This is a genomic window from Bacillus sp. PS217, assembly GCF_037963535.1.
GTDB lineage: Bacteria > Bacillota > Bacilli > Bacillales > Bacillaceae > Bacillus > Bacillus subtilis.
Map to the genome: position 1 here is coordinate 746,622 of NZ_CP150157.1, position 22,040 is coordinate 768,661.

At 43.7% G+C, this 22,040-nt stretch carries 18 protein-coding genes and 3 pseudogenes; 14 read left to right on the forward strand and 7 right to left on the reverse strand.

The window, feature by feature from the left end; translation table 11 throughout:
- Nucleotides 1-40: 40 nt before the first annotated feature.
- Nucleotides 41-1,519 (reverse strand): proline transporter OpuE, encoded by a 1,479-nt coding sequence (gene opuE / locus NSQ83_RS03930; RefSeq protein WP_003233905.1) that lies wholly within the window; start codon nt 1,517-1,519, stop codon nt 41-43.
- A 413-nt stretch (nt 1,520-1,932) separates the two neighbouring features.
- Between opuE and gatC the strand changes: the two genes are divergently transcribed.
- Genes gatC through gatB form a run of 3 tightly spaced genes read left to right on the forward strand, consistent with a single transcriptional unit; the run spans nt 1,933 to nt 5,140 of the window.
- On the forward strand, nt 1,933-2,223 hold the full coding sequence (gatC, locus tag NSQ83_RS03935; protein WP_003219442.1) for an Asp-tRNA(Asn)/Glu-tRNA(Gln) amidotransferase subunit GatC: 291 nt from the start codon (nt 1,933-1,935) through the stop codon (nt 2,221-2,223).
- 15 nt (nt 2,224-2,238) lie between these two features.
- Nucleotides 2,239-3,696 (forward strand): Asp-tRNA(Asn)/Glu-tRNA(Gln) amidotransferase subunit GatA, encoded by a 1,458-nt coding sequence (gene gatA / locus NSQ83_RS03940; protein ID WP_003233901.1) that lies wholly within the window; start codon nt 2,239-2,241, stop codon nt 3,694-3,696.
- A 13-nt stretch (nt 3,697-3,709) separates the two neighbouring features.
- Nucleotides 3,710-5,140, forward strand: coding sequence for an Asp-tRNA(Asn)/Glu-tRNA(Gln) amidotransferase subunit GatB (gatB, locus tag NSQ83_RS03945; RefSeq protein ID WP_003219444.1), 1,431 nt, complete (start codon nt 3,710-3,712; stop codon nt 5,138-5,140).
- A gap of 14 nt (nt 5,141-5,154) precedes the next feature.
- On the opposite strand, the pseudogene NSQ83_RS03950 reads toward gatB, so the two are convergent.
- Nucleotides 5,155-6,025 (reverse strand): annotated as a pseudogene (locus NSQ83_RS03950) (TetR/AcrR family transcriptional regulator).
- A 131-nt stretch (nt 6,026-6,156) separates the two neighbouring features.
- Between NSQ83_RS03950 and srfP the strand changes: the two are divergent.
- From srfP to rlmD, 3 genes are all read left to right on the forward strand, one after another.
- A complete protein-coding gene (gene srfP, locus NSQ83_RS03955) occupies nt 6,157-9,315 on the forward strand; it encodes a surfactin resistance protein SrfP (RefSeq protein ID WP_119899097.1) in 3,159 nt (1,052 codons plus the stop codon).
- 323 nt (nt 9,316-9,638) lie between these two features.
- A complete protein-coding gene (locus NSQ83_RS03960) occupies nt 9,639-10,550 on the forward strand; it encodes a diacylglycerol kinase (RefSeq protein ID WP_003233894.1) in 912 nt (303 codons plus the stop codon).
- Between the two features lie 309 nt (nt 10,551-10,859).
- The gene (rlmD, locus tag NSQ83_RS03965; protein ID WP_339238993.1) at nt 10,860-12,245 is read left to right on the forward strand and encodes a 23S rRNA (uracil(1939)-C(5))-methyltransferase RlmD; all 1,386 of its coding nucleotides are present in this window, start codon (nt 10,860-10,862) and stop codon (nt 12,243-12,245) included.
- 234 nt (nt 12,246-12,479) lie between these two features.
- Here rlmD and NSQ83_RS03970 read toward each other — a convergent pair whose 3' ends face one another.
- The 5 genes and pseudogenes from NSQ83_RS03970 to NSQ83_RS03990 all read right to left on the reverse strand — a co-directional run.
- Nucleotides 12,480-12,677: a hypothetical protein gene (locus NSQ83_RS03970; RefSeq protein WP_088325405.1), complete on the reverse strand. Its 198-nt coding sequence runs from the start codon at nt 12,675-12,677 to the stop codon at nt 12,480-12,482.
- Nucleotides 12,667-13,536: pseudogene (locus tag NSQ83_RS03975) on the reverse strand (aspartate phosphatase). Before NSQ83_RS03975 ends, NSQ83_RS03970 begins: the two are co-directional and overlap by 11 nt.
- Nucleotides 13,537-13,709: 173 nt before the next feature.
- Complete coding sequence (locus NSQ83_RS03980; RefSeq protein WP_198878942.1) at nt 13,710-14,015, reverse strand: hypothetical protein; 306 nt, start codon at nt 14,013-14,015, stop codon at nt 13,710-13,712.
- Nucleotides 14,016-14,136: 121 nt separating this feature from the next.
- Complete coding sequence (locus tag NSQ83_RS03985; protein WP_113713056.1) at nt 14,137-14,529, reverse strand: hypothetical protein; 393 nt, start codon at nt 14,527-14,529, stop codon at nt 14,137-14,139.
- Nucleotides 14,530-15,135: 606 nt separating this feature from the next.
- A pseudogene (locus tag NSQ83_RS03990) lies at nt 15,136-16,311 on the reverse strand (T7SS effector LXG polymorphic toxin); the annotation flags it as partial.
- Between the two features lie 211 nt (nt 16,312-16,522).
- On the opposite strand from NSQ83_RS03990, the gene NSQ83_RS03995 reads away from it, so the two are divergent.
- From NSQ83_RS03995 to cotJB, 8 genes are all read left to right on the forward strand, one after another.
- Complete coding sequence (locus tag NSQ83_RS03995; protein ID WP_198878941.1) at nt 16,523-17,545, forward strand: hypothetical protein; 1,023 nt, start codon at nt 16,523-16,525, stop codon at nt 17,543-17,545.
- 142 nt (nt 17,546-17,687) lie between these two features.
- Nucleotides 17,688-18,530, forward strand: coding sequence for a hypothetical protein (locus tag NSQ83_RS04000; protein ID WP_250629424.1), 843 nt, complete (start codon nt 17,688-17,690; stop codon nt 18,528-18,530).
- Between the two features lie 163 nt (nt 18,531-18,693).
- A complete protein-coding gene (gene rapH, locus NSQ83_RS04005; RefSeq protein WP_339238997.1) occupies nt 18,694-19,824 on the forward strand; it encodes a response regulator aspartate phosphatase RapH in 1,131 nt (376 codons plus the stop codon).
- Nucleotides 19,814-19,987 (forward strand): phosphatase RapH inhibitor PhrH, encoded by a 174-nt coding sequence (phrH, locus tag NSQ83_RS04010; RefSeq protein ID WP_015715465.1) that lies wholly within the window; start codon nt 19,814-19,816, stop codon nt 19,985-19,987. Before rapH ends, phrH begins: the two co-directional genes overlap by 11 nt.
- Nucleotides 19,988-20,146: 159 nt before the next feature.
- Nucleotides 20,147-20,866: a YebC/PmpR family DNA-binding transcriptional regulator gene (locus NSQ83_RS04015; protein ID WP_003233863.1), complete on the forward strand. Its 720-nt coding sequence runs from the start codon at nt 20,147-20,149 to the stop codon at nt 20,864-20,866.
- A 133-nt stretch (nt 20,867-20,999) separates the two neighbouring features.
- Complete coding sequence (gene yeeK, locus NSQ83_RS04020) at nt 21,000-21,410, forward strand: spore coat protein YeeK (RefSeq protein WP_198878939.1); 411 nt, start codon at nt 21,000-21,002, stop codon at nt 21,408-21,410.
- Nucleotides 21,411-21,543: 133 nt separating this feature from the next.
- Nucleotides 21,544-21,792 carry a spore coat-associated protein CotJA gene (gene cotJA / locus NSQ83_RS04025; RefSeq protein WP_088467559.1) on the forward strand — a complete coding sequence of 83 codons (249 nt, stop codon included), beginning with the start codon at nt 21,544-21,546 and terminating at the stop codon, nt 21,790-21,792.
- Nucleotides 21,776-22,039, forward strand: coding sequence for a spore coat protein CotJB (gene cotJB / locus NSQ83_RS04030; RefSeq protein ID WP_003219491.1), 264 nt, complete (start codon nt 21,776-21,778; stop codon nt 22,037-22,039). Before cotJA ends, cotJB begins: the two co-directional genes overlap by 17 nt.
- Nucleotide 22,040 lies beyond the last annotated feature (1 nt).

Below are 22,040 nucleotides of genomic sequence, written 5' to 3' on the forward strand. Positions count from 1 at the left end.
GAGCACAAAAGCCACCAAGCTGCGCTTGATGGCTTATTGCTTACTTTTTGCGTTTTAACAGCTTTTCCATGACACCGAATAATCGGTAAGAGGCTTTTGCAGGACGTTTTGTGATCATGCTGACAATGATGCCGGCAATCATACTGAGAATAAACCCAGGGATGATTTCGTACACACCGGTTGATTTTGCCAGGCCGGTTGTAATCCAGATTAACACGGTCGCAGCCCCGACAATCATGGCAGCAAGCGCGCCCCATTCGTTCATTCGCTTCCAATACAGACTGAGCAGAATCGCAGGCCCGAAAGCTGAACCGAAGCCGGCCCAAGCGTATCCGACCAAATCAAGAATGGTGCTGTTCGGGTTCAATGACAAGAGTACCGCGATAACGGCAATGACTAAGACGGACAATCGCCCGATCATGACCAATTCTTTATCAGAAGCTTTTCGTCTGAAAAATGACCGGTATAAATCCTCTGTTACAGCACTTGCTGTGACTAAGAGCTGTGAGGAAATCGAACTCATGATGGCAGCCAAAATAGCTGACAATAAGAACCCTGTAATTAATGGGTGGAACAAAATTTTAGAGAAGATAATGAAAATCATCTCCGGATCTTTTACAGCAACTCCGAATTTATGGGCGTATGCAACACCGATTAAACCCGTCAGCACGGAACCTAGAACTGTAATGATCATCCAGCTCATACCGATTCGGCGTGCAGGCTTCAAATCTTTAATGTTTTTAATCGCCATAAATCGGACGATGATATGAGGCTGGCCGTAGTAGCCCAAGCCCCAGGCTAAATAGGAAATAATGCTAATGACGCTCGCGCCTTTAAAAATATCCAATAAGTGTGGGTTAACAGCGCCGATTTCATGGAGAGTCGGAGCAACGCCGCCCACATGGGTAAAAGCAACGATCGGCACAAGCACTAGTGCTGCAAACATGATCGCACCCTGCACGAAGTCAGTCAGACTGACAGCAAGGAAACCGCCAAACAGTGTGTATAACACGACAACTGCGGTGGTCAGAAACAGGCCTAATTTGTAATCCGCACCAAAAGCAGATTCAAACAGCCGTCCGCCAGATACCATACCGGAAGAGGTATACAATGTGAAAAAGATCATGATGATCAATGCAGATACGATTTTCAGCAGTGATGAAGAATGCTGGAATCGTTTATCAAAGAAATCAGGAATCGTAATCGCATCATCCGCCGCTTCCGTATAAGCACGCAGCCTTGGAGCCAGCAGCAAGTAATTTGAGTACGCCCCGATTGTAAGACCTAAAGCAAGCCATAAGGTGGACAGCCCTGTCGCAAACATCGCGCCGGGAACACCCATCAGCATCCATCCGCTCATATCGGCCGCACCGGCAGACAAAGCAGTAACGAATGGTCCGAGGCCTCTTCCTCCAAGCATGTAATCATTGATGTCAGTGGTTTTCTTGAATGCATACCAGCCGATTAACAGCATGGCAATAAAGTAAATTCCTAAAGATATAATAATTTCAATACTCACGTTTTACCCTCTCTTCATTTCTAATAATGTTGCATCACCTCTCAAATTGATGGTGCCAGTTAAGCAGCCTGGCGTAAGTGCAAAACAAAAGAAATTCCTTTGCGGGTGCACTTGGTAACTTAACCTAACAAAGTATTCCCGGCCATTCAAGCGATGAAACCTTGATCATGAGCGGGGAAAACCGTTGCAAACCTAGAAGGGAATAAAGAATAAAACGCTTTCAAGAAATAATTAAAGTAAAAATATTCAGAAAAATATTTCGTTTCTCCTTCTCCTCATTTTAGTATAAAATATATAGGGTATTGTTTCGAAAACACAGGCCTGTCTCAAGGCGTTTTGTTGCTTTAAAGGGCTTGTTTTTGATATGATCAGTATTATATGACTTAACGGAGAAATATGTGGAGGTGGATCATATGTCACGAATTTCAATAGAAGAAGTAAAGCACGTTGCGCACCTTGCAAGACTTGCAATTACTGAAGAAGAAGCAAAAATGTTCACTGAACAGCTCGACAGTATCATTTCATTTGCCGAGGAGCTTAATGAGGTTAACACAGACAATGTGGAGCCTACAACTCACGTGCTGAAAATGAAAAATGTCATGAGAGAAGATGAAGCGGGTAAAGGTCTTCCGGTTGAGGATGTCATGAAAAATGCGCCTGACCATAAAGACGGCTATATTCGTGTGCCATCAATTCTGGACTAAAGGAGGGACACAAGAATGTCATTATTTGATCATAAAATCACAGAATTAAAACAGCTCATACATAAAAAAGAGATTAAGATTTCTGATCTGGTTGACGAATCTTATAAACGCATCCAAGCGGTTGATGATAAGGTACAAGCCTTTTTGGCATTAGATGAAGAAAGAGCGCGCGCATACGCGAAGGAGCTTGATGAGGCGGTTGACGGGCGTTCTGAGCACGGTCTTCTTTTCGGTATGCCGATCGGCGTAAAAGATAATATCGTAACAAAAGGGCTGCGCACAACATGCTCCAGCAAAATTCTCGAAAACTTTGATCCGATCTATGACGCTACTGTCGTTCAGCGCCTTCAAGACGCTGAAGCGGTCACAATCGGAAAACTGAACATGGACGAATTCGCCATGGGATCATCTACCGAAAACTCAGCTTACAAGCTGACGAAAAACCCTTGGAACTTAGAAACAGTTCCCGGCGGTTCAAGCGGCGGATCTGCGGCTGCGGTTGCTGCGGGAGAAGTTCCGTTTTCTCTTGGATCTGACACAGGCGGCTCCATCCGTCAGCCGGCATCTTTCTGCGGCGTTGTCGGATTAAAACCTACATACGGACGTGTATCTCGTTACGGTCTGGTCGCATTTGCGTCTTCATTAGACCAAATCGGGCCGATTACACGTACGGTTGAGGATAACGCGTTTTTACTTCAAGCGATTTCCGGCGTAGACAAAATGGACTCCACGAGTGCAAATGTGGACGTGCCTGATTTTCTTTCTTCATTAACTGGCGACATCAAAGGACTGAAAATCGCCGTTCCGAAAGAATACCTTGGTGAAGGTGTCGGCAAAGAAGCGAGAGAATCTGTCCTGGCAGCGCTGAAAGTCCTTGAAGGTCTCGGCGCTACATGGGAAGAAGTGTCTCTTCCGCACAGTAAATACGCGCTTGCGACATATTACCTGCTGTCATCTTCTGAAGCGTCAGCGAACCTTGCACGCTTTGACGGCATCCGTTACGGCTACCGCACAGACAACGCGGATAACCTGATCGACCTTTACAAGCAAACGCGCGCTGAAGGTTTCGGAAATGAAGTCAAACGCCGCATCATGCTCGGAACGTTTGCTTTAAGCTCAGGCTACTACGATGCGTACTACAAAAAAGCGCAAAAAGTGCGTACGTTGATTAAGAAGGATTTCGAGGACGTATTTGAAAAATATGATGTTATTGTTGGACCGACTACACCGACACCTGCGTTTAAAATCGGTGAAAACACGAAGGATCCGCTCACAATGTACGCAAACGATATCTTAACGATTCCGGTCAACCTTGCCGGCGTACCGGGAATCAGCGTGCCATGCGGATTAGCAGACGGACTTCCGCTCGGCCTGCAAATCATCGGAAAACACTTTGATGAAAGCACTGTATACCGCGTTGCTCATGCATTTGAACAAGCGACAGACCATCATAAAGCAAAACCTGAACTGTAAGGGGTGAAAAGAATTGAACTTTGAAACGGTAATCGGACTTGAAGTCCACGTTGAGTTAAAAACAAAATCAAAAATTTTCTCAAGCTCTCCAACGCCATTCGGCGCGGAGGCGAATACGCAGACAAGCGTTATTGACCTCGGATATCCGGGCGTCCTGCCTGTTCTGAACAAAGAAGCCGTTGAATTCGCAATGAAAGCCGCTATGGCGCTCAACTGTGAGATCGCAACGGATACGAAGTTTGACCGCAAAAACTATTTCTATCCTGACAACCCGAAAGCGTATCAGATTTCTCAATTTGATAAGCCAATCGGCGAAAACGGCTGGATCGAAATTGAAGTCGGCGGAAAAACAAAACGCATCGGCATCACGCGCCTTCACCTTGAAGAAGATGCCGGAAAACTGACACACACAGGCGACGGCTATTCTCTTGTTGACTTCAACCGCCAAGGAACGCCGCTTGTTGAGATCGTATCAGAGCCGGATATCCGCACGCCGGAAGAAGCGTACGCGTATCTTGAAAAGCTGAAATCCATCATCCAGTATACAGGCGTTTCTGACTGTAAAATGGAAGAAGGCTCACTTCGCTGTGACGCCAATATCTCTCTTCGTCCGATCGGCCAAGAGGAATTCGGCACAAAAACAGAATTAAAAAACTTGAACTCCTTTGCGTTTGTTCAAAAAGGCCTTGAGCATGAAGAAAAACGCCAGGAGCAGGTTCTTCTTTCCGGCGGCGTCATCCAGCAAGAAACTCGCCGTTATGATGAAGCAACGAAGAAAACCATTCTTATGCGTGTCAAAGAGGGATCTGACGACTACCGTTACTTCCCAGAGCCGGATCTAGTCGAGCTCTACATTGATGATGAATGGAAGGAACGCGTAAAAGCAAGCATTCCTGAGCTTCCGGATGAGCGCCGCAAGCGTTATATCGAAGAGCTTGGCTTGCCTGCATATGACGCGATGGTTCTGACGCTGACAAAAGAAATGGCTGATTTCTTCGAAGAAACCGTTCAAAAAGGCGCTGAAGCCAAACAAGCGTCTAACTGGCTGATGGGTGAAGTGTCAGCTTACCTAAACGCTGAGCAAAAAGAGCTTGCCGATGTTGCCCTGACACCTGAAGGCCTTGCCGGCATGATCAAATTGATTGAAAAAGGAACCATTTCTTCTAAGATCGCGAAGAAAGTGTTTAAAGAATTGATTGAAAAAGGCGGCGACGCTGAGAAGATTGTGAAAGAGAAAGGCCTTGTTCAGATTTCTGACGAAGGCGTGCTTCTGAAGCTTGTCACTGAGGCGCTTGACAACAATCCTCAATCAATCGAAGACTTTAAAAACGGAAAAGACCGCGCGATCGGCTTCCTAGTCGGACAGATTATGAAAGCGTCCAAAGGACAAGCCAACCCGCCGATGGTCAACAAAATTCTGCTTGAAGAAATTAAAAAACGCTAATAAAAAAGCAGCCCTTAGAGGCTGCTTTTTTTATGGTCAAATTGAGATAAAGACAGAGATGAGGGCCCGAAGCCTTTCAACTTCTTTGTCGTTGGTTCCGGTCAAATTGGACAGCATGCCTTTAATAATCGGCTTGCGCGGTTTATCCTGAGTCAATTCTTCCTCGATAACATCAAGTGACACGGTGATATCCTCGGGCAGCGTGCTGTTTTCTTTCACTTTCTGAATGTCCTCAAGCAGCTGGTCTTTTCCCGCAGGCATCGGGTTGAAAATGTCTTTTGATACAATCGGATTGAGTGCAGAACGGCTCAGCCCCTGTACAAGATCATTCAGTCTCTCAATAATAAAGGCTGAGATTTCTTCTGCATCGATATTAAGCTCACCGTTAAATACCATCACGTTCATATAGGAATGCACAATGCCTCTTGCCATGATGGACAGATCTGCGACATACCGCTCGATTCCTTCGCCATAGGATACCAGCAAGGCGTTCCGGTACAGCTTATCCGTCTCCATGGTTACTTTGTAAAAGTATTGCTTGATTTCTTGATTTTCCGGAATGATATTTTCGGTAAGCAAAAGAACGATAAAATCTTTATGATCGCGAAAATCCTCAAATTGAGCGCCAATTTGCTTTTTTAACACTTCCTTAGGGGGCTTTCCGGCGAGATCTTCTTCTATATTTTTCATTTTGTTCATAGACATACCGATATAATATTCACAGGCAGATAACAGCAGCGCTTCTTTCGATTTGAAGTGCAAATAAAAAGCGCCCTTCGAAATGCCGCATTCACTGGCGATTTCTTGGATCGTCGTAGCTGCGAATCCTTTTTTCGCAAATAAACGAATGCTGGTTTTTATGATTCTCTCTTTTTTTTCATTCATGACGTGCTTCCCCTTAATCCTTGAAAAATTTAGTAAAATTTTCTGGTATATGAGTTGACGTTGTTGCGTTATAACGTTTAGTATTATATAGAATGACCAGTCAGTCAATAAAAAATGTAATGGAGGATATGATGAATCACGTTATTAATTTCGTTCTGAAAAACAAATTCGCCGTATGGCTGATGACGATTATTGTAACGGCAGCCGGCTTGTATGCGGGTATGAATATGAAGCAAGAGTCTATTCCTGACGTGAACATGCCTTACTTGACGATCAGCACGACATATCCGGGTGCGACACCAAGCCAAGTGGCTGATGAAGTGACCAAACCGGTTGAACAAGCCGTGCAGAACTTGGACGGTGTCAGTGTTGTGACTTCGACGTCCTATGAAAACGCATCGTCGGTCATGATTGAATATGATTATGAGAAAGATATGGACAAAGCGAAAACAGAAGCAGCTGAAGCGTTAGAAAACGTCAACCTGCCTGATGACGCGAAAGATCCGGAGATTTCACGCTACAGCTTGAACTCATTCCCGATTCTGACGCTGAGCGTGTCCAGTGATAAAGATAACCTGCAAGAGCTGACGAAACAAGTGGAGGACAGCCTCGTTTCTAAACTTGAAGGCATAGAAGGCGTTGCGTCCGTCCAAGTATCGGGCCAGCAGGTGGAAGAGGTTGAATTCTCTTTCAAAGAAGACAAACTGAAGGAATACGGCCTTGATGAAGATACTGTGAAGAAAGTGATTCAAGGTTCAGATGTGACAACTCCGCTTGGATTGTACACATTCGGAAATGAAGAAAAATCTGTCGTCGTCAGCGGCGATATTGAAACAATTAAAGATTTGAAGAATATGAGAATCCCGACGGCATCAGCTTCAAGTGCAGGCAGCAGCGCAGCATCTCAAGCGGCGGCGCAGAGTGCACAGGCAGCCCAAAGCGCACAAGCGGCAGCACAGGCGCAGCAAAGCGCAAGCACAGCAGTGCCGACGGTCAAGCTTTCTGACATTGCCACAATTAAAGATGTGAAAAAAGCTGAATCCGTTTCACGCACAAATGGCAAAGACAGCATCGGCATCAACATCGTCAAAGCAAACGATGCGAATACGGTAGAGGTTGCCGACAATGTCAAAGCTGAGCTGAAGAAGTTCAAAGAAGACCATAAAGGCTTCAATTACAGCGCAACTCTCGACATGGCGGAGCCGATCACACAGTCAGTTGACACGATGTTAAGCAAAGCCATCTTCGGTGCTATTTTTGCGATTGTGATTATTCTCTTATTCTTAAGAGATATCAAATCAACATTAATTTCTGTTGTTTCAATTCCATTATCATTGCTGATCGCACTCCTTGTGCTGCAGCAGCTTGATATCACATTGAATATTATGACGCTCGGCGCAATGACCGTTGCCATCGGACGTGTAGTCGATGACTCCATCGTTGTCATCGAGAACATTTACCGCCGCATGAGACTCAAAGATGAGCCGCTCCGCGGAAAAGCATTGGTTCGTGAAGCGACGAAGGAAATGTTTAAACCGATCATGTCATCGACGATCGTGACAATCGCGGTATTCCTGCCGCTCGCACTTGTTGGCGGACAAATCGGTGAATTGTTTATTCCATTTGCCTTAACGATTGTTTTTGCGCTTGCCGCATCCCTGGTGATTTCAATCACGCTTGTGCCGATGCTCGCACACAGCCTGTTCAAAAAATCATTAACGGGCGCGCCGATTAAAGCGAAAGAACACAAACCTGGCAGACTTGCAAACATCTATAAAAAAGTATTGAACTGGGCGCTGAGCCACAAATGGATCACGTCTATCATCGCTGTTCTGATGCTCCTTGGAAGCTTGTTCCTTGTACCGCTAATCGGTGCCAGCTACCTGCCGTCCGAGGAAGAAAAAACGATGCAGCTCACATACAGCCCAGAACCGGGTGAAACGAAAAAAGAAGCCGAAAATGAAGCTGAAAAAGCAGAAAAAATCCTGCTTGACCGCAAGCATGTCGATACGGTTCAGTATTCATTAGGCTCTGGCAGCCCGCTTGCCGGAGGAGATTCTAACGGTGCGTTATTCTATATCAAATATGAAAGCGACACACCTGACTTTGATAAAGAAAAAGATAACGTTCTGAAGGAAATCCAAAAGCAATCTGACCGCGGAGAATGGAAGTCACAGGACTTCAGCTCTTCAGGCAATAACAACCAATTAACATACTATGTGTATGGCGATTCTGAAAACGATATTAAAGACACGGTTAAAGACATTGAAAAAATCATGAAAGATGAAAAGGATCTGAAAAACGTAAATTCAGGCCTTTCCAGCACATATGATGAGTACACATTTGTCGCTGACCAAGAAAAACTAAGCAAACTCGGTTTAACTGCGTCTCAAATTTCTCAGGCCTTAATGTCACAAACATCACAAGAACCGCTCACAACTGTGAAAAAAGACGGCAAAGAGCTTGATGTGAACATTAAGACAGAAAAAGACGAGTATAAGAGTGTGAAAGATTTAGAGAATAAAAAGATCACTTCCGCGACTGGCCAGGAAGTCAAAATCGGCGATGTGGCAAAAGTGAAGGAAGGATCAACATCAGATACCGTGTCAAAACGTGACGGAAAAGTCTATGCGGATGTCACAGGTGAGGTTACATCTGACAACGTCACAGCCGTATCAACTGCTATCCAGAAGAAAATCGATAAGCTAGACCATCCTGATAACGTATCGATTGACACAGGCGGCGTATCAGCGGATATCGCTGATTCCTTCACGAAGCTCGGTTTAGCGATGCTGGCAGCAATAGCGATCGTTTACCTTGTGCTCGTGATTACCTTCGGCGGAGCACTAGCGCCATTTGCGATTCTGTTCTCATTGCCGTTCACAGTCATCGGTGCCCTGGTCGGACTTTACGTATCAGGTGAAACGATCAGTCTGAACGCCATGATCGGTATGCTCATGCTGATCGGTATCGTTGTCACGAATGCGATTGTCTTAATTGACCGCGTGATTCATAAGGAAGCGGAAGGCCTGTCTACGAGAGAAGCGCTCTTGGAAGCCGGCTCTACACGACTCCGTCCGATCCTGATGACAGCCATTGCGACAATCGGTGCCTTGATTCCATTAGCCCTCGGCTTCGAAGGCGGAAGCCAGGTCATTTCAAAAGGACTCGGCGTCACGGTTATCGGCGGTTTGATCAGTTCAACGCTTCTGACGCTCTTGATCGTGCCAATCGTATATGAAGTATTGGCGAAGTTCCGCAAGAAAAAACCGGGAACGGAAGAAGAGTAAAAAAACTAAAAGCCTCAGCTCTGCTGGGGCTTTCAGCTTGTTGAAAAACCCTCGCATTCGTTGTCAGGTCTGCGCGTCGGTGCTCACGAATTTTACATTCGCTCCGCTCCAATGCTCCCCCTTCCTAGACTACAAGGGTTTTCAATCAAGCTGAAAGAATGTTAAGGATGACAAAAGCTCAAAACAAGAATCAGTTTTGAGCTTTTGTGCGTTTTCACCTGTAAGATTATGTACATTTTGTTGCGATTTTTTTAACTCATAGTATAATTAAAGGTTGTTAGTGTAAAAATGGATCGGATACTCTTAAGTAGGATGATGAGATAATGAAACGTGCACGCATAATATACAATCCGACTTCAGGACGGGAGATCTTTAAAAAGCATCTTGCCCAGGTCCTGCAAAAATTTGAACAAGCCGGCTATGAAACCTCCACCCATGCGACGACATGCGCAGGAGACGCTACACACGCTGCCAAGGAAGCGGCATTGCGTGAGTTTGACCTGATCATTGCGGCAGGCGGAGACGGAACGATCAACGAGGTCGTCAACGGGCTTGCGCCTTTAGACAACCGGCCGACACTCGGTGTGATTCCTGTCGGCACAACGAACGACTTTGCCAGAGCGCTCGGCATTCCGCGCGAGGATATTTTAAAAGCGGCAGATACGGTCATTAACGGCGTCGCCCGCCCGATTGACATCGGACAGGTCAACGGCCAGTATTTTATCAATATTGCCGGAGGAGGCCGTCTGACGGAGCTGACGTACGACGTGCCAAGCAAACTCAAAACAATGCTAGGCCAGCTTGCTTATTATTTAAAAGGAATGGAAATGCTGCCTTCACTTCGTCCGACAGAAGTCGAGATTGAATATGACGGCAAGCTGTTTCAAGGTGAAATCATGCTGTTTTTGGTCACGCTGACAAATTCCGTCGGCGGGTTCGAAAAGCTCGCGCCGGATTCCAGCCTGAATGACGGCATGTTTGATTTGATGATATTAAAGAAAGCAAACCTTGCTGAATTTATCAGGGTCGCCACGATGGCGCTCCGCGGCGAACACATCAACGACCAGCACATTATTTATACAAAAGCGAACCGCGTGAAAGTCAATGTATCAGAAAAGATGCAGCTGAACCTGGACGGCGAGTACGGCGGCATGCTGCCGGGCGAATTCGTGAATCTGTATCGACACATTCACGTCGTCATGCCGAAGGAGAAAGCGGAACAGCTGGATGACTAAAACTTGGCTTTGTAAGCCAAGCTCAGAATGTTGACAAAATCCTAAAACAGTTTTCGTTTTAGGATTTTGTCATCTTTTCAGCGTGATTGAAAACCTTTGAAGTCTAGGAAGGACGAGCATTGGAGCGTACTTCCGCAGGATGCGGTGACAGCGGCGTTTGAGCAGGATGCTCTAGTTTTTAGCCGCTGGTCTTTTTACGTGAGCACCGAAGCACAGGATTGACAAAGAATGCGAAGGTTTGCCTACACGCTGAAACTTGGCTTGAATAGGCCAAGTTTTTCTTTCGCTTAAAACAAGAGGTGAACATACATGAAAATGAAACCCCCAGTTGAAAAAAACGAATACTACGATGTGACATTTGAGGATTTGACACATGAAGGAGCGGGCGTCGCAAAGGTCCAAGGCTTCCCGATCTTCGTGCCGAACGCCCTGCCGGAGGAAAAAGCCCAAATCAAAGTCACACGTGTCAAAAAAGGCTTCGCCTTCGGCCGCCTGATTGAGCTGAAGGAAGAAAGCCCGCACAGAACCGAAGCCCCGTGTCCGATTTACAAACAATGCGGAGGCTGCCAGCTTCAGCACATGACCTATGAAGGCCAACTCTTGTTTAAACAGAAACAAGTCAAAGACGTCTTAGAACGCATCGGCAAGCTGGACCTTTCAAACGTCACCGTGCACCCGACACTCGGCATGGAAGACCCATGGAACTATAGAAACAAAGCACAGGTGCCGGTAGGAGAACGGGAAGGCGGACTCGTCGCCGGATTTTATCAGCAAAGAAGCCATGACATCATCGACATGAGCGCCTGCCTGATCCAGCAATCCAAAAACGACGAAGCCGTCCAAGCCGTCAAAGACATTTGCGCCAAATACGGTGTCAAAGCCTACAATGAAGAACGCCACAAAGGCTGGCTCCGCCACATCATGGTCAGATACGGCGTTGTTACGGGCGAAATGATGATCGTCTTCATCACAAGAACAAACGACTTCCCGCACAAAGCGAAGATCATCGAAGACATCACAGCGCAATTCCCGCACGTCAAATCCATCGTGCAAAACATCAACCCGAACAAAACAAACGTCATCTTCGGAAACGAAACAAACGTCATCTGGGGCGAAGAATACATCTACGACCTCATCGGAGACGTCAAATTCGCCATCTCCGCCAGATCGTTCTATCAGGTCAACCCAGAGCAGACAAAAGTGCTCTACGACAAAGCGCTTGAGTACGCTGAGCTTCAAGGGGAAGAAACCGTCATTGACGCCTACTGCGGCATCGGAACAATTTCTCTATTTCTGGCAAAGCAGGCGAAAAAAGTGTACGGTGTAGAAATTGTGCCGGAAGCGATTGAAGATGCCAAACGAAATGCAGAATTAAACGGTATCACAAACGCTGAGTTCGCGGTCGGTGAAGCGGAAACCGTAATTCCAAAGTGGTATAAAGAAGGTATCACGGCAGATACGCTAGTCGTCGACCCGCCAAGAAAAGGCTGCGACGAAGCCCTCCTGCGGACAATTGTGGAGATGAAACCGAAGCGGGTGGTGTATGTGTCCTGTAATCCTGGCACGCTTGCAAGAGATTTGCGGGTGCTGGAGGATGGCGGGTATGCGACGCGCGAAGTGCAGCCTGTGGATATGTTTCCGCATACGAATCATGTGGAGTGTGTGGCTGTGCTTAAACTTAGAGAAGGCAACTAACCCTTGGGGGTTGGGTGCCTTTTTTGATTGTTATAACTGGAAAGGCTAAACTTCATGGTTTTTCTTGAATAATTTTATAGTTAGATCACTAATTTTAGATATATGCCACTCAAGTGAGGTCATCGTTTTGTGGATTTCAAGCGGAAGTTGATCAGCATCTTGAACATCAACATTCTATCACCTTGTCACCTATTTCTTCAGAAAAAGAGACACAGCCTAAGCTGCGTCTTGTCCTTAACCGAGCGTTTCGTTTTCTGCAATCGTCATTTCCATGTCAAAGATGGCTTTGTCTGCTAGGGAGTTCGTTGAATCGTTTGCAGCTTTGCTTGTCATGTTTCTGGATGCCACATTTACTTCATTTCCTAAGGAAGAACCGATAAAGCTTACACCGATCAAAGCAATTACAGCGCACAAAGTCAGTTTAAATTTCATACAAACAATCCCCTCTCTGAATTTGTTTGCGGGCATGAACCATCTTTTTGAAACAGATAACAGAATCATCCATCTGACCAATTTTAGTATAAAACTTTGCGGCTAATAGTTCTAACTCTTCCATATAAGGATATTATTTGGATGTCTCTAATTTGTTAAAAACATTTAATAAAATGGACGCTTCTCCTTTTTTGATAAACAGCTCCTTTAATCCTTCAAACATGATTTTAAATAGGTCATCGTTGAATTTACATGCGAAGCGTACGCCTTTTCATGACTTTCTAAATCGTCGTAGTTTCCTGCGATTACAAAATGGCATTGTATGCGGCGGACTGAGTAAAGGTCGTGCGTTTTATAAATGTTATACGCCTGGGAAGAATAGTGCATGGATACGTGGGTTTGTTTCATATGATAAAACACTTCAGCCATTTTAAAATAAAATTCCGCTCGCTCAATTTCATCTGAATATAGGGAATTGTGTTTTCCGCTTTTTGATAGAATGTAATGGCACTTAAGAAATTGCCCTCTTTGAATTCATACATCCCTTGGAAAAAGTAATAGTAGTATTCAACGAGTTTCTCCATTTTTCTGTTGCTGCCTTCAATTCTCTTGAATAATCTGATAACTCCATTTAGTTTCCTTCAGATGGAATCACATAGTCGATCATAAGCTGATGGCGAAATGAAATGAGCTGATAGTAAAGCAGGAGGTCTTGGTCTTCTTCCATGATGTCAATGTCCCGTTCGATCTCAGTTTTAAGCATTTCAGCGTCAGTCACATTAAACTTTTGAATATGCCGGTTCCACTCATTAATTTCCATTCCAACGTGCGGAGACGAAATCGTGCCTAAACTCCTCACCCTTCCTCTTCTCACTATTTATGTAAATTTTATCAATACAGAAATTTAATAGGAAGGGGTTGAGAGACCGTAAAAAAAGTTTTCGGTGCAGTCCGAAAAAGGGAGTTTGGGTGTTATATTTGGTTTTGTGTGGGTTAGTGCAATCTCAATTTTTGAATTTTAGATTGCGGTGATTATGACTTATCAGTTTCATCATACTTTTTTAAGAGCTTTTCAGTTTTATGCATTTCTCTGAGCATTGGATTCATGTAGTCGCTAGCTGATTCTAGGTATGCTCTTGTCAAAGTGTCTAGTTTATTTCTAACTTTAGAGAGGTCTTCTTCGAATTTTCCATCCAATGATTGAAGGATAAATTCTTTTGCCTCTTCGTATCTTTTTAATATGTTTTTCACCATTGGAGTTGGATTCTTTTGATTGTTTGTTTTTATTGGTGTGATTGTTAAATTAATTTGTTTTATTAATTCTCTTCTTACTGTCAAAATGTTGCTCCTTTTATAAAGTGAGATGAGATAAATCTAAAGCCCTCAATTAAGAGGGCTTAGATTTATTAAGCAGAGCTGGAGTGTGCCATTTTTAAATTTTAGCTGAAGTAGCTTACTACTATTCAGTTCTCCCGATTGTGATCTCACCATCATGGAAAAATTCAATAACAAAACCGTGGTCGCTGTACATAAAAGTATCTGAACCTACAGCAAGTACGTCATCTAGCACTTCTAATGCATTCTCTAATGTAGTCCTCACAACAGGAACATCCGATGGATTCCATAGAAGATTAATGGTTGTATCTACAATCCCTTGAGACTTTAACCAATTATATAGATCATCATAGGTTTCTATACTTTCTTTTTGAGGTACTTTGTCCCAATCAATTCTAGCCCAACTGGTTATCGGGAATTTATTGTTTAGTGTCTCAAAGTATTGTTCGGTTAGCTCATCTGATAAAATTTCTTTAGGATCTTTAAGGGCTTCGATGCATTCTTCAAATAAGTCCAAAATTTCCACCTCGTTATTTGTTAAGATGTTTAAGTAATGATATGAAGGTGTTTTCATCACCTTCAAAAGGAATATAATATTTTTTGGAATTTCCTTTTTTTCCTTCTCTAAAATCTTCGACATTTATATGTGGGCCTTTTTCATGATCAAAATCTAAACGCCATCTTACTTTTCTGTCACTAGATCTTCTGCCAATAACTTTACCTACACCAGCACTAGTTCCTAATCTCCGATAACTGGTTGCGAATCTGGGCCAAGATCACCAATAATTTTAAGAGCTTGGTTTCTAGCTTGTTCATAAGTCTGAACTTTCGGAAGCGCTATTTCATTGCTTTTCTTGACAGTATTACTAATATTATTTGATGATTTAAATAACACACTGGACTTTTGATCTTCAATAATACTTTTTAAAAGTGGAATGTTTTTTGTGTTGTAAGTATTTTCAAAGTCTTGTGCTATTCCAACAAGTGCAGGTTCATACTTATTTTTAGGTAAGGAATTGATAAAAACTTTTCCTTTTTCAATTCTTGCCTTTACATGTTTAGTAGCTGATTTTTCTCCAGCTTCCAAAACTTTATCTACCTTGGTTACACCAGTTTTGGCGATCTTACTAGATACTTTCACAGCAGATCCTATACCTTTTAGCCCAACAAGGTTTCCAACCACATATGTAACGTAGTGTGCCTTTGAATAGGTATCACCGTTAATAAATTTATCATTCCATGAATCAGCTATGTTTTGCCATATGATTTTAGCATATGAAGGTGTATTCAACACAGTACTAATTGTTGTGGCAACTTTTTGCTTATCAGAGAGTTGGGAGAATTCCCAGGTACCGACAGCTAAATCTTTTAAACCAATTACAGTATCTTTTCCAACATCATAAAGACCGACACCGACTCCTTTGAAACCCTCCGTGAGTTCATGCGTGTTTTCAATCTGTGTGAAATACCTTTGCTGATCCTCTGTAAGGTTCTCATATCCAATAGTTTTTGCCATTTCGTAGAATTCATCGGCATCCGCATAATCGTAGTTTTTCAGTCTTTCTTTTAATTTTTCAATCTCGCGTTCCTTCGCTTCCTCTTTCTTAATCTTCAAGTAAGCCTCAGTCCGCTTTTCAATGTCGCCTTTTTTCTTGTGTATGTCACTCTCACGGTACGCCTTGGCGTTGTAGTGGATGGGTGTGGCGTTTTTGCCTTTGCCCGTTGCTTCTTGGAGTTTTTGGAAGTCGGACTTAATGAATTGTTCGTTTGGTTCTGACATGGCGTATTCTGTCTTCAGGTCTTCGTCCAAGGCGTCCAATTTTTCCAGTGTTTTTTTGCGTTTGTCGTTGGCATCAGCCAGCTCATCTTTGAAGGTTTCTGTTGAAAACAAGTTGAGCGGGAGGATGTTGTCGATATCGTTTAAGATATCTTTCATCGCTTTTTTCTGTTCAGACATGATGGATTTCGATTTTTTGTGCGCATTTTCCAGTTCATGCTCCAGGAAGGATTCTTCGATGTATGCGTCAGAGAGGCCTTTGTCCTCGGCGGCTCCGGCGATGCTGTTGAAAAATGCGATTTTCATGTCGATGTAGTCGATCCATTGGTCGGTGACGCCGACGTGGTCGTGGTAGAAGGCTTTGATGTTGCTGGCGCCTTTTCCTGAGAATTCGCTGTCACTGAGATCAGCGACGCTTTTTAACGCTTTTCTCAAGTTCACCATTTGCGTTCTTAGTTCTTTGTACTCTTTTGCACGGTCTGTCGCTTCCGAAAGCAGTGTTTTCGCTTCAAATACTTTCATGACCATTTCCCTTCTTTTGTTCGCTCAATATCAAAATTTTACCACGGGTCGGGATAAGGTGGGGGTGAGAACGTGTTTTGGTGGAAAAATGAGTCATTTGGCATGTGTCTTTATTCGTGGAGGGATTGGCGGAAACATGGTCGAAATGATATTGATTGCTACACATTTTTTGGAAGTTTGTATTCTATATTGTTTTTTAAGGAGCATGTTGATGACGAAAAAACGGATTACATTTGGTTTATTAGTTTTAATGGTATGTGTCATCCTGTTTGTTCTGTATGTTCAGTTACGCAATAAAGACAGTATTCCTGTCCAATCTTCCGCCATCCACCCCGAAGAAGACCGCATCTTTTTTATCTACTCCAATCCTTTCATAAAAGAAAGCGTGCTGGTTTCAACCTCTACAGGCGAACGGTTTAACAGGCGTACGTTTAAGGTGGCGGATGTGCCTTATATTCAAACGAAATCTTATGCATCAACAGAACTTGTATTATTGGCGGAACACGAGCCTTTTTACTACACGCTGGAGAAGGATGTGATCAAAGAGCATCCGCTGTCAGATACATTTGCGTTTTGGTATGAGGGGAAGGATGTCTCTGTTACTGTTAAGGCCTATAATGTTGATACGACGGGAAATGAGATCCACATAAACGACAGAAAAACGAAAAAGGAATATACCCTTACCTTGCCTTCGCTTGTCACGATGGGGGCCAGTGATGAGAACTATATTTATATCATTCAAAGCATGTCTATTTACGTGATTGACAGAAAAACAGAGGAAATGATTGAGACCCTGAGCTTAGCCTCATACGCTGATCAATTCGCAGACTCGAAGGAATTTATTGTTGCGAGCTCGGAGCATGAATTGACTGTGATTGAAAAAGGGACATGGAAAACGACATATATTCCGTATCCTGATGATCTTGAATACGCTGATACCGTATACTATGACAAAGAAAGCGGAAGTTTTTACGTTACGTACGAAGACAAAGAGGGTGAGGCGAACTTGCTGGAGTATGGGAAGGAATTTTCTTTTCATACATATAGTTTGAATTTCCCTTATATGGAAGCGAAGTTTAAGGGGAATCTATTGTATATAGTTGCCCAGGAAGAGCATAAAAAGGGCATCGGCGGATACGTGGGTGTGTTTGATATCCATTCTAAGGAGATGCTTTATCAGTTTGATTTGCCTGAGGAACAGGTGAAGGTTCAGGATTTTGTTGTGGTTGATTAAAGTGAAAGCTCTTAGCGTCTTTTTCTTTTTTGTTCAAGAGTTGATCTTTGCTGATAACAGTGTCGAAATTCTATGAAACTTTCATTCAAAGTACGCGTATATGAACCAAAAGGAGGACGATGAAGCAATGGGTGGTTCATATTTGAGTGATTTGTGTTCAATGTATCAAAAAGATAAGTTCTTTACCGGATTTGTCCCTGAGGAGCTTTTGACATATGCGTGTGAGTTATTCCCGTTATCGAAGAAAGAAACGGTGACGGCCTTACTGAATTGTTCCATGGGAAGTAAAGCGAAAAGCTTTGTTATGTTTACGAGTAAGGGATTGTACTGGAAGAGATTTGGAGAACAAGAGGGATGTGTGACTTGGGAAGCATTCACTGATATCCAATCGATTAAATCGACGGATGATTATGAGATTTGGTTTGATGGAGTAGAGGTTTTTGATGTCGGCTTCAGTTCATATCCCGCGGATCTGTTGGCAGAGCTGTTGAGGATAATTCAGCAATTTCTTAGTGAAAATGGCTTGGATTTGCTTACGGAACCCCGGATAGATCATGTATCTGTTTCTGCCAGTGAATTGAGGGAAATCAGTATTTTGTTTCAGAACAGCCATGACAAGATGTTCGGTTTGACCAATGGGCTACTGGTCGGTAACGAGATATCTGAAAAGAGAGAGGTACGATTGAGAAAACGGCTGCATATTCCTAAAGATCAGGAGATGATCTCCTTCTGGAGTACTTTTCCCGTGAAGCAAACAGATGGCATCACATTAACAGACAAAGGGATTTATTTTTCAGATCCTTTTCTCAGGTTATTTTATCCTTGGCATGTGTTTAAGGAAACGCCTGTAATGTTAAAAGATCAGGAGTTAATTGTGGGGAAAAAGAATGTCATTCAATTGCTGGAAAACCTGATGCCTGCTAAGGACGTATTTGCTTTTTTAGAACAAGTAAAACGAAGAATCAGCGCTGTTACGAGCTCGTGAATACGTATATGAAATAGAATGACAAAGACCCTTGGATAAAGGGTTCTTTTTTACGAAGAAAAACAAATTGACAGGATGAAAAAACAATTTCTTCCTTCTTTGTTGTTTTCAAAATTTGGGATTGATAGAATATGACATATCTCATAGAGAAGGAGGGAAGCCGTTGAGTCAAGCCATACCGTCTTCGCGTGTAGGTGTTAAGATTAATGAATGGTATAAAATGATTCGCCAGTTCAGTGTTCCGGATGCTGAGATTCTGAAAGCAGAGGTGGAGCAGGACATTCAGCAGATGGAAGAAGACCAGGATTTGCTGATCTATTATTCTCTGATGTGTTTTCGTCACCAGCTGATGCTTGATTATTTGGAGCCGGGACAAACATACGGGAATCGCCCTACAGTGACAGAGCTTCTTGAAACGATTGAGACCCCTCAGAAAAAACTCACAGGCCTTTTGAAATATTACTCTTTGTTTTTCCGCGGCATGTATGAATTTGATCAAAAAGAATATGTGGAAGCGATCGGATATTATCGCGAGGCGGAGAAAGAACTGCCGGTTGTGTCAGATGATATTGAGAAAGCCGAATTCCATTTTAAAGTGGCAGAAGCGTATTATCACATGAAGCAAACCCATGTGTCGATGCATCATATTCTTCAAGCCTTGGACATTTATCAAAACCATCCTCTATACAGCATTAGAACGATACAAAGCTTGTTTGTGATAGCCGGCAACTATGATGATTTCAAACATTATGATAAAGCGCTCCCGCATTTAGAGGCGGCGCTAGATTTGGCAATGGACATTCAAAATGACAGGTTTATCGCCATTTCTCTATTGAACATTGCAAACAGCTATGACAGATCAGGAGACGATCAGATGGCTGTAGAACATTTCCAAAAAGCGGCGAAAGTAAGCAGAGAGAAAGTCCCTGAACTGCTTCCGAAAGTCTTGTTTGGGTTAAGCTGGACATTATGTAAAGCGGGCCAAACACAGAAGGCGTTTCAGTTCATAGAGGAAGGATTAGACCATATCACAGCACGTTCTCACAAATTTTATAAAGAATTGTTTCTGTTCTTGCAGGCCGTGTACAAGGAGACTGTTGATGAACGAAAAATTCATGATCTTTTAAGCTATTTCGAAAAAAAGAACCTGCACGCGTACATTGAAGCATGTGCCCGGAGTGCTGCCGCTGTTTTTGAAAGCAGCTGTCACTTTGAACAAGCTGCTGCGTTTTATCGGAAAGTGCTAAAAGCCCAAGAAGATATTCTAAAAGGAGAGTGTTTATATGCCTATTAAGAAAAAAGTGATGATGTGTCTGGCTGTTACTCTAGTTTTCGGAAGCATGTCGTTTCCAACCCTGACAAACTCCGGCGGATTTAAGGAATCAACAGATCGAAATACGACGTTTATCGATCATTCCCCTTACAAACTTAGTGATCAGAAGAAAGCCCTTAGCTAGGGCTTTTTCTTGCTTTACGGAAGACGTTCCATTTTCCACATCGCGGCATTCCTTCTATTTCTAACGCAAGACACTCGAAACAACCAAACCATTTGAGGTATAATGGATAAAGTGAATAACAGTATTTAGATTGATATATATGAAAGAGAGTGGAACATCATGGGCCGTAAGTGGAACAATATTAAAGAGAAGAAGGCGTCTAAGGACGCAAATACGAGTCGGATTTATGCGAAGTTTGGCCGTGAGATTTATGTGGCGGCGAAACAGGGCGAGCCTGATCCGGAATCCAACCAGGCGCTGAAGGTTGTGCTTGAGCGTGCGAAGACTTACAGCGTGCCGAAAAACATCATTGAACGTGCGATCGAGAAGGCGAAGGGCGGAGCGGAAGAGAATTACGATGAGCTTCGTTATGAGGGCTTCGGGCCGAACGGATCAATGATTATCGTTGATGCGCTGACGAATAATGTAAACCGTACGGCGCCGGAAGTGCGTGCGGCGTTCGGGAAAAACGGCGGAAACATGGGTGTGAGCGGATCTGTTGCTTACATGTTTGATGCGACGGCTGTAATCGGTGTGGAAGGCAAAACTGCTGACGAAGCGCTTGAAATCCTGATGGAAGCGGATGTTGATGTACGTGACATTTTAGAAGAGGATGACAGCGTGATCGTATATGCTGAGCCTGATCAATTCCATGCGGTGCAAGAGGCGTTTAAAAACGCGGGTGTCGAGGAATTTACAGTAGCGGAGCTGACAATGCTTGCGCAAAGTGAAGTAACGCTTCCGGATGATGCAAAGGAACAGTTTGAAAAATTGATTGATGCATTAGAAGATTTGGAAGATGTTCAGCAGGTATATCATAACGTTGATTTAGGTGAGTAAGGAGTGAGCAGGCTGTTATGGCCTGCTTTTTTTGTCCTGGAAATTGTTTTAGCTGTATGTAGGCGGCCGCCTATACGATCTATAAGATATTCTCATACTCTGGACTGTAACCTATGTGAAGGAGAGAGTGAATATGACTGATACAAGACATATGTATGGCGGACCTGGTTTTGGTCATTATCAGGGCTTTGGTATTGGCTATCCGGGCTATGGCATGCAAAGCACAGGCCACCCGGGCTATGGCATGTATGGAGGCTACCCAGATCATGGCATACATGGCGGAGTCGGCGGCTATCCGGGATATGGTGGTGGGTACGGTGGTTACCCAAGCGGCGGCTATGGAGGCTCTCCGGGAACTGTAAATTATCCGAACATGCACCATGAAAATGATGGACATCATCACTATTATCACCATGATGGAAAAGATAACCTTCATCACCATCATCACCATGTTGGAAAGGATAATCACCACCACCATCATGATGGTCATTATGGCCACCATCACCACCATATGGGCCACTGGGGAAAAGACGGTTATAAATAAAGAAGATGCTAGAAAGACCTTCGGCGCTTCCGAAGGTCTTCTTATTGAAAAAGCTAAGTCGTGTTTTAGTCATAATCATGCCTCCTGCCTCATACCTATTAAGGTCATTGTTTTTGAGAAAGGAGGAGCCGGAATGAAGGATATGCAGCCGTTTACGCCTGTCAAATCATATACGCCCTTTCACAGCCGTTTTGATCCCTGTCCGCCCATAGGGAAGAAATATTACAGAACGCCCCCTAACCTTTATATGACCTTTCAGCCTGAGCATATGGAGCAGTTTTCGCCGATGGAGGCTTTGAGGAAAGGCACCCTTTGGAAGGGTCTCTATGATTTTTATGAAAACCCTTATCGAGGGGGAGACGCACATGGCAAAAAAGGTTGACGCCGAATATTATCGTCAGCTTGAGCAAATACAGGCTGCTGATTTTGTGCTTGTTGAGCTGAGTCTTTATTTAAATACACATCCTCATGATGAAGATGCGCTGAAGCAATTCAATCAATATTCCGGCTATTCAAGGCACTTAAAAAGACAGTTCGAATCCTCTTACGGACCGCTTCTGCAGTTCGGCAACAGCCCCGCGGGCAAGGATTGGGATTGGGGAAAAGGGCCATGGCCGTGGCAAGTATAAG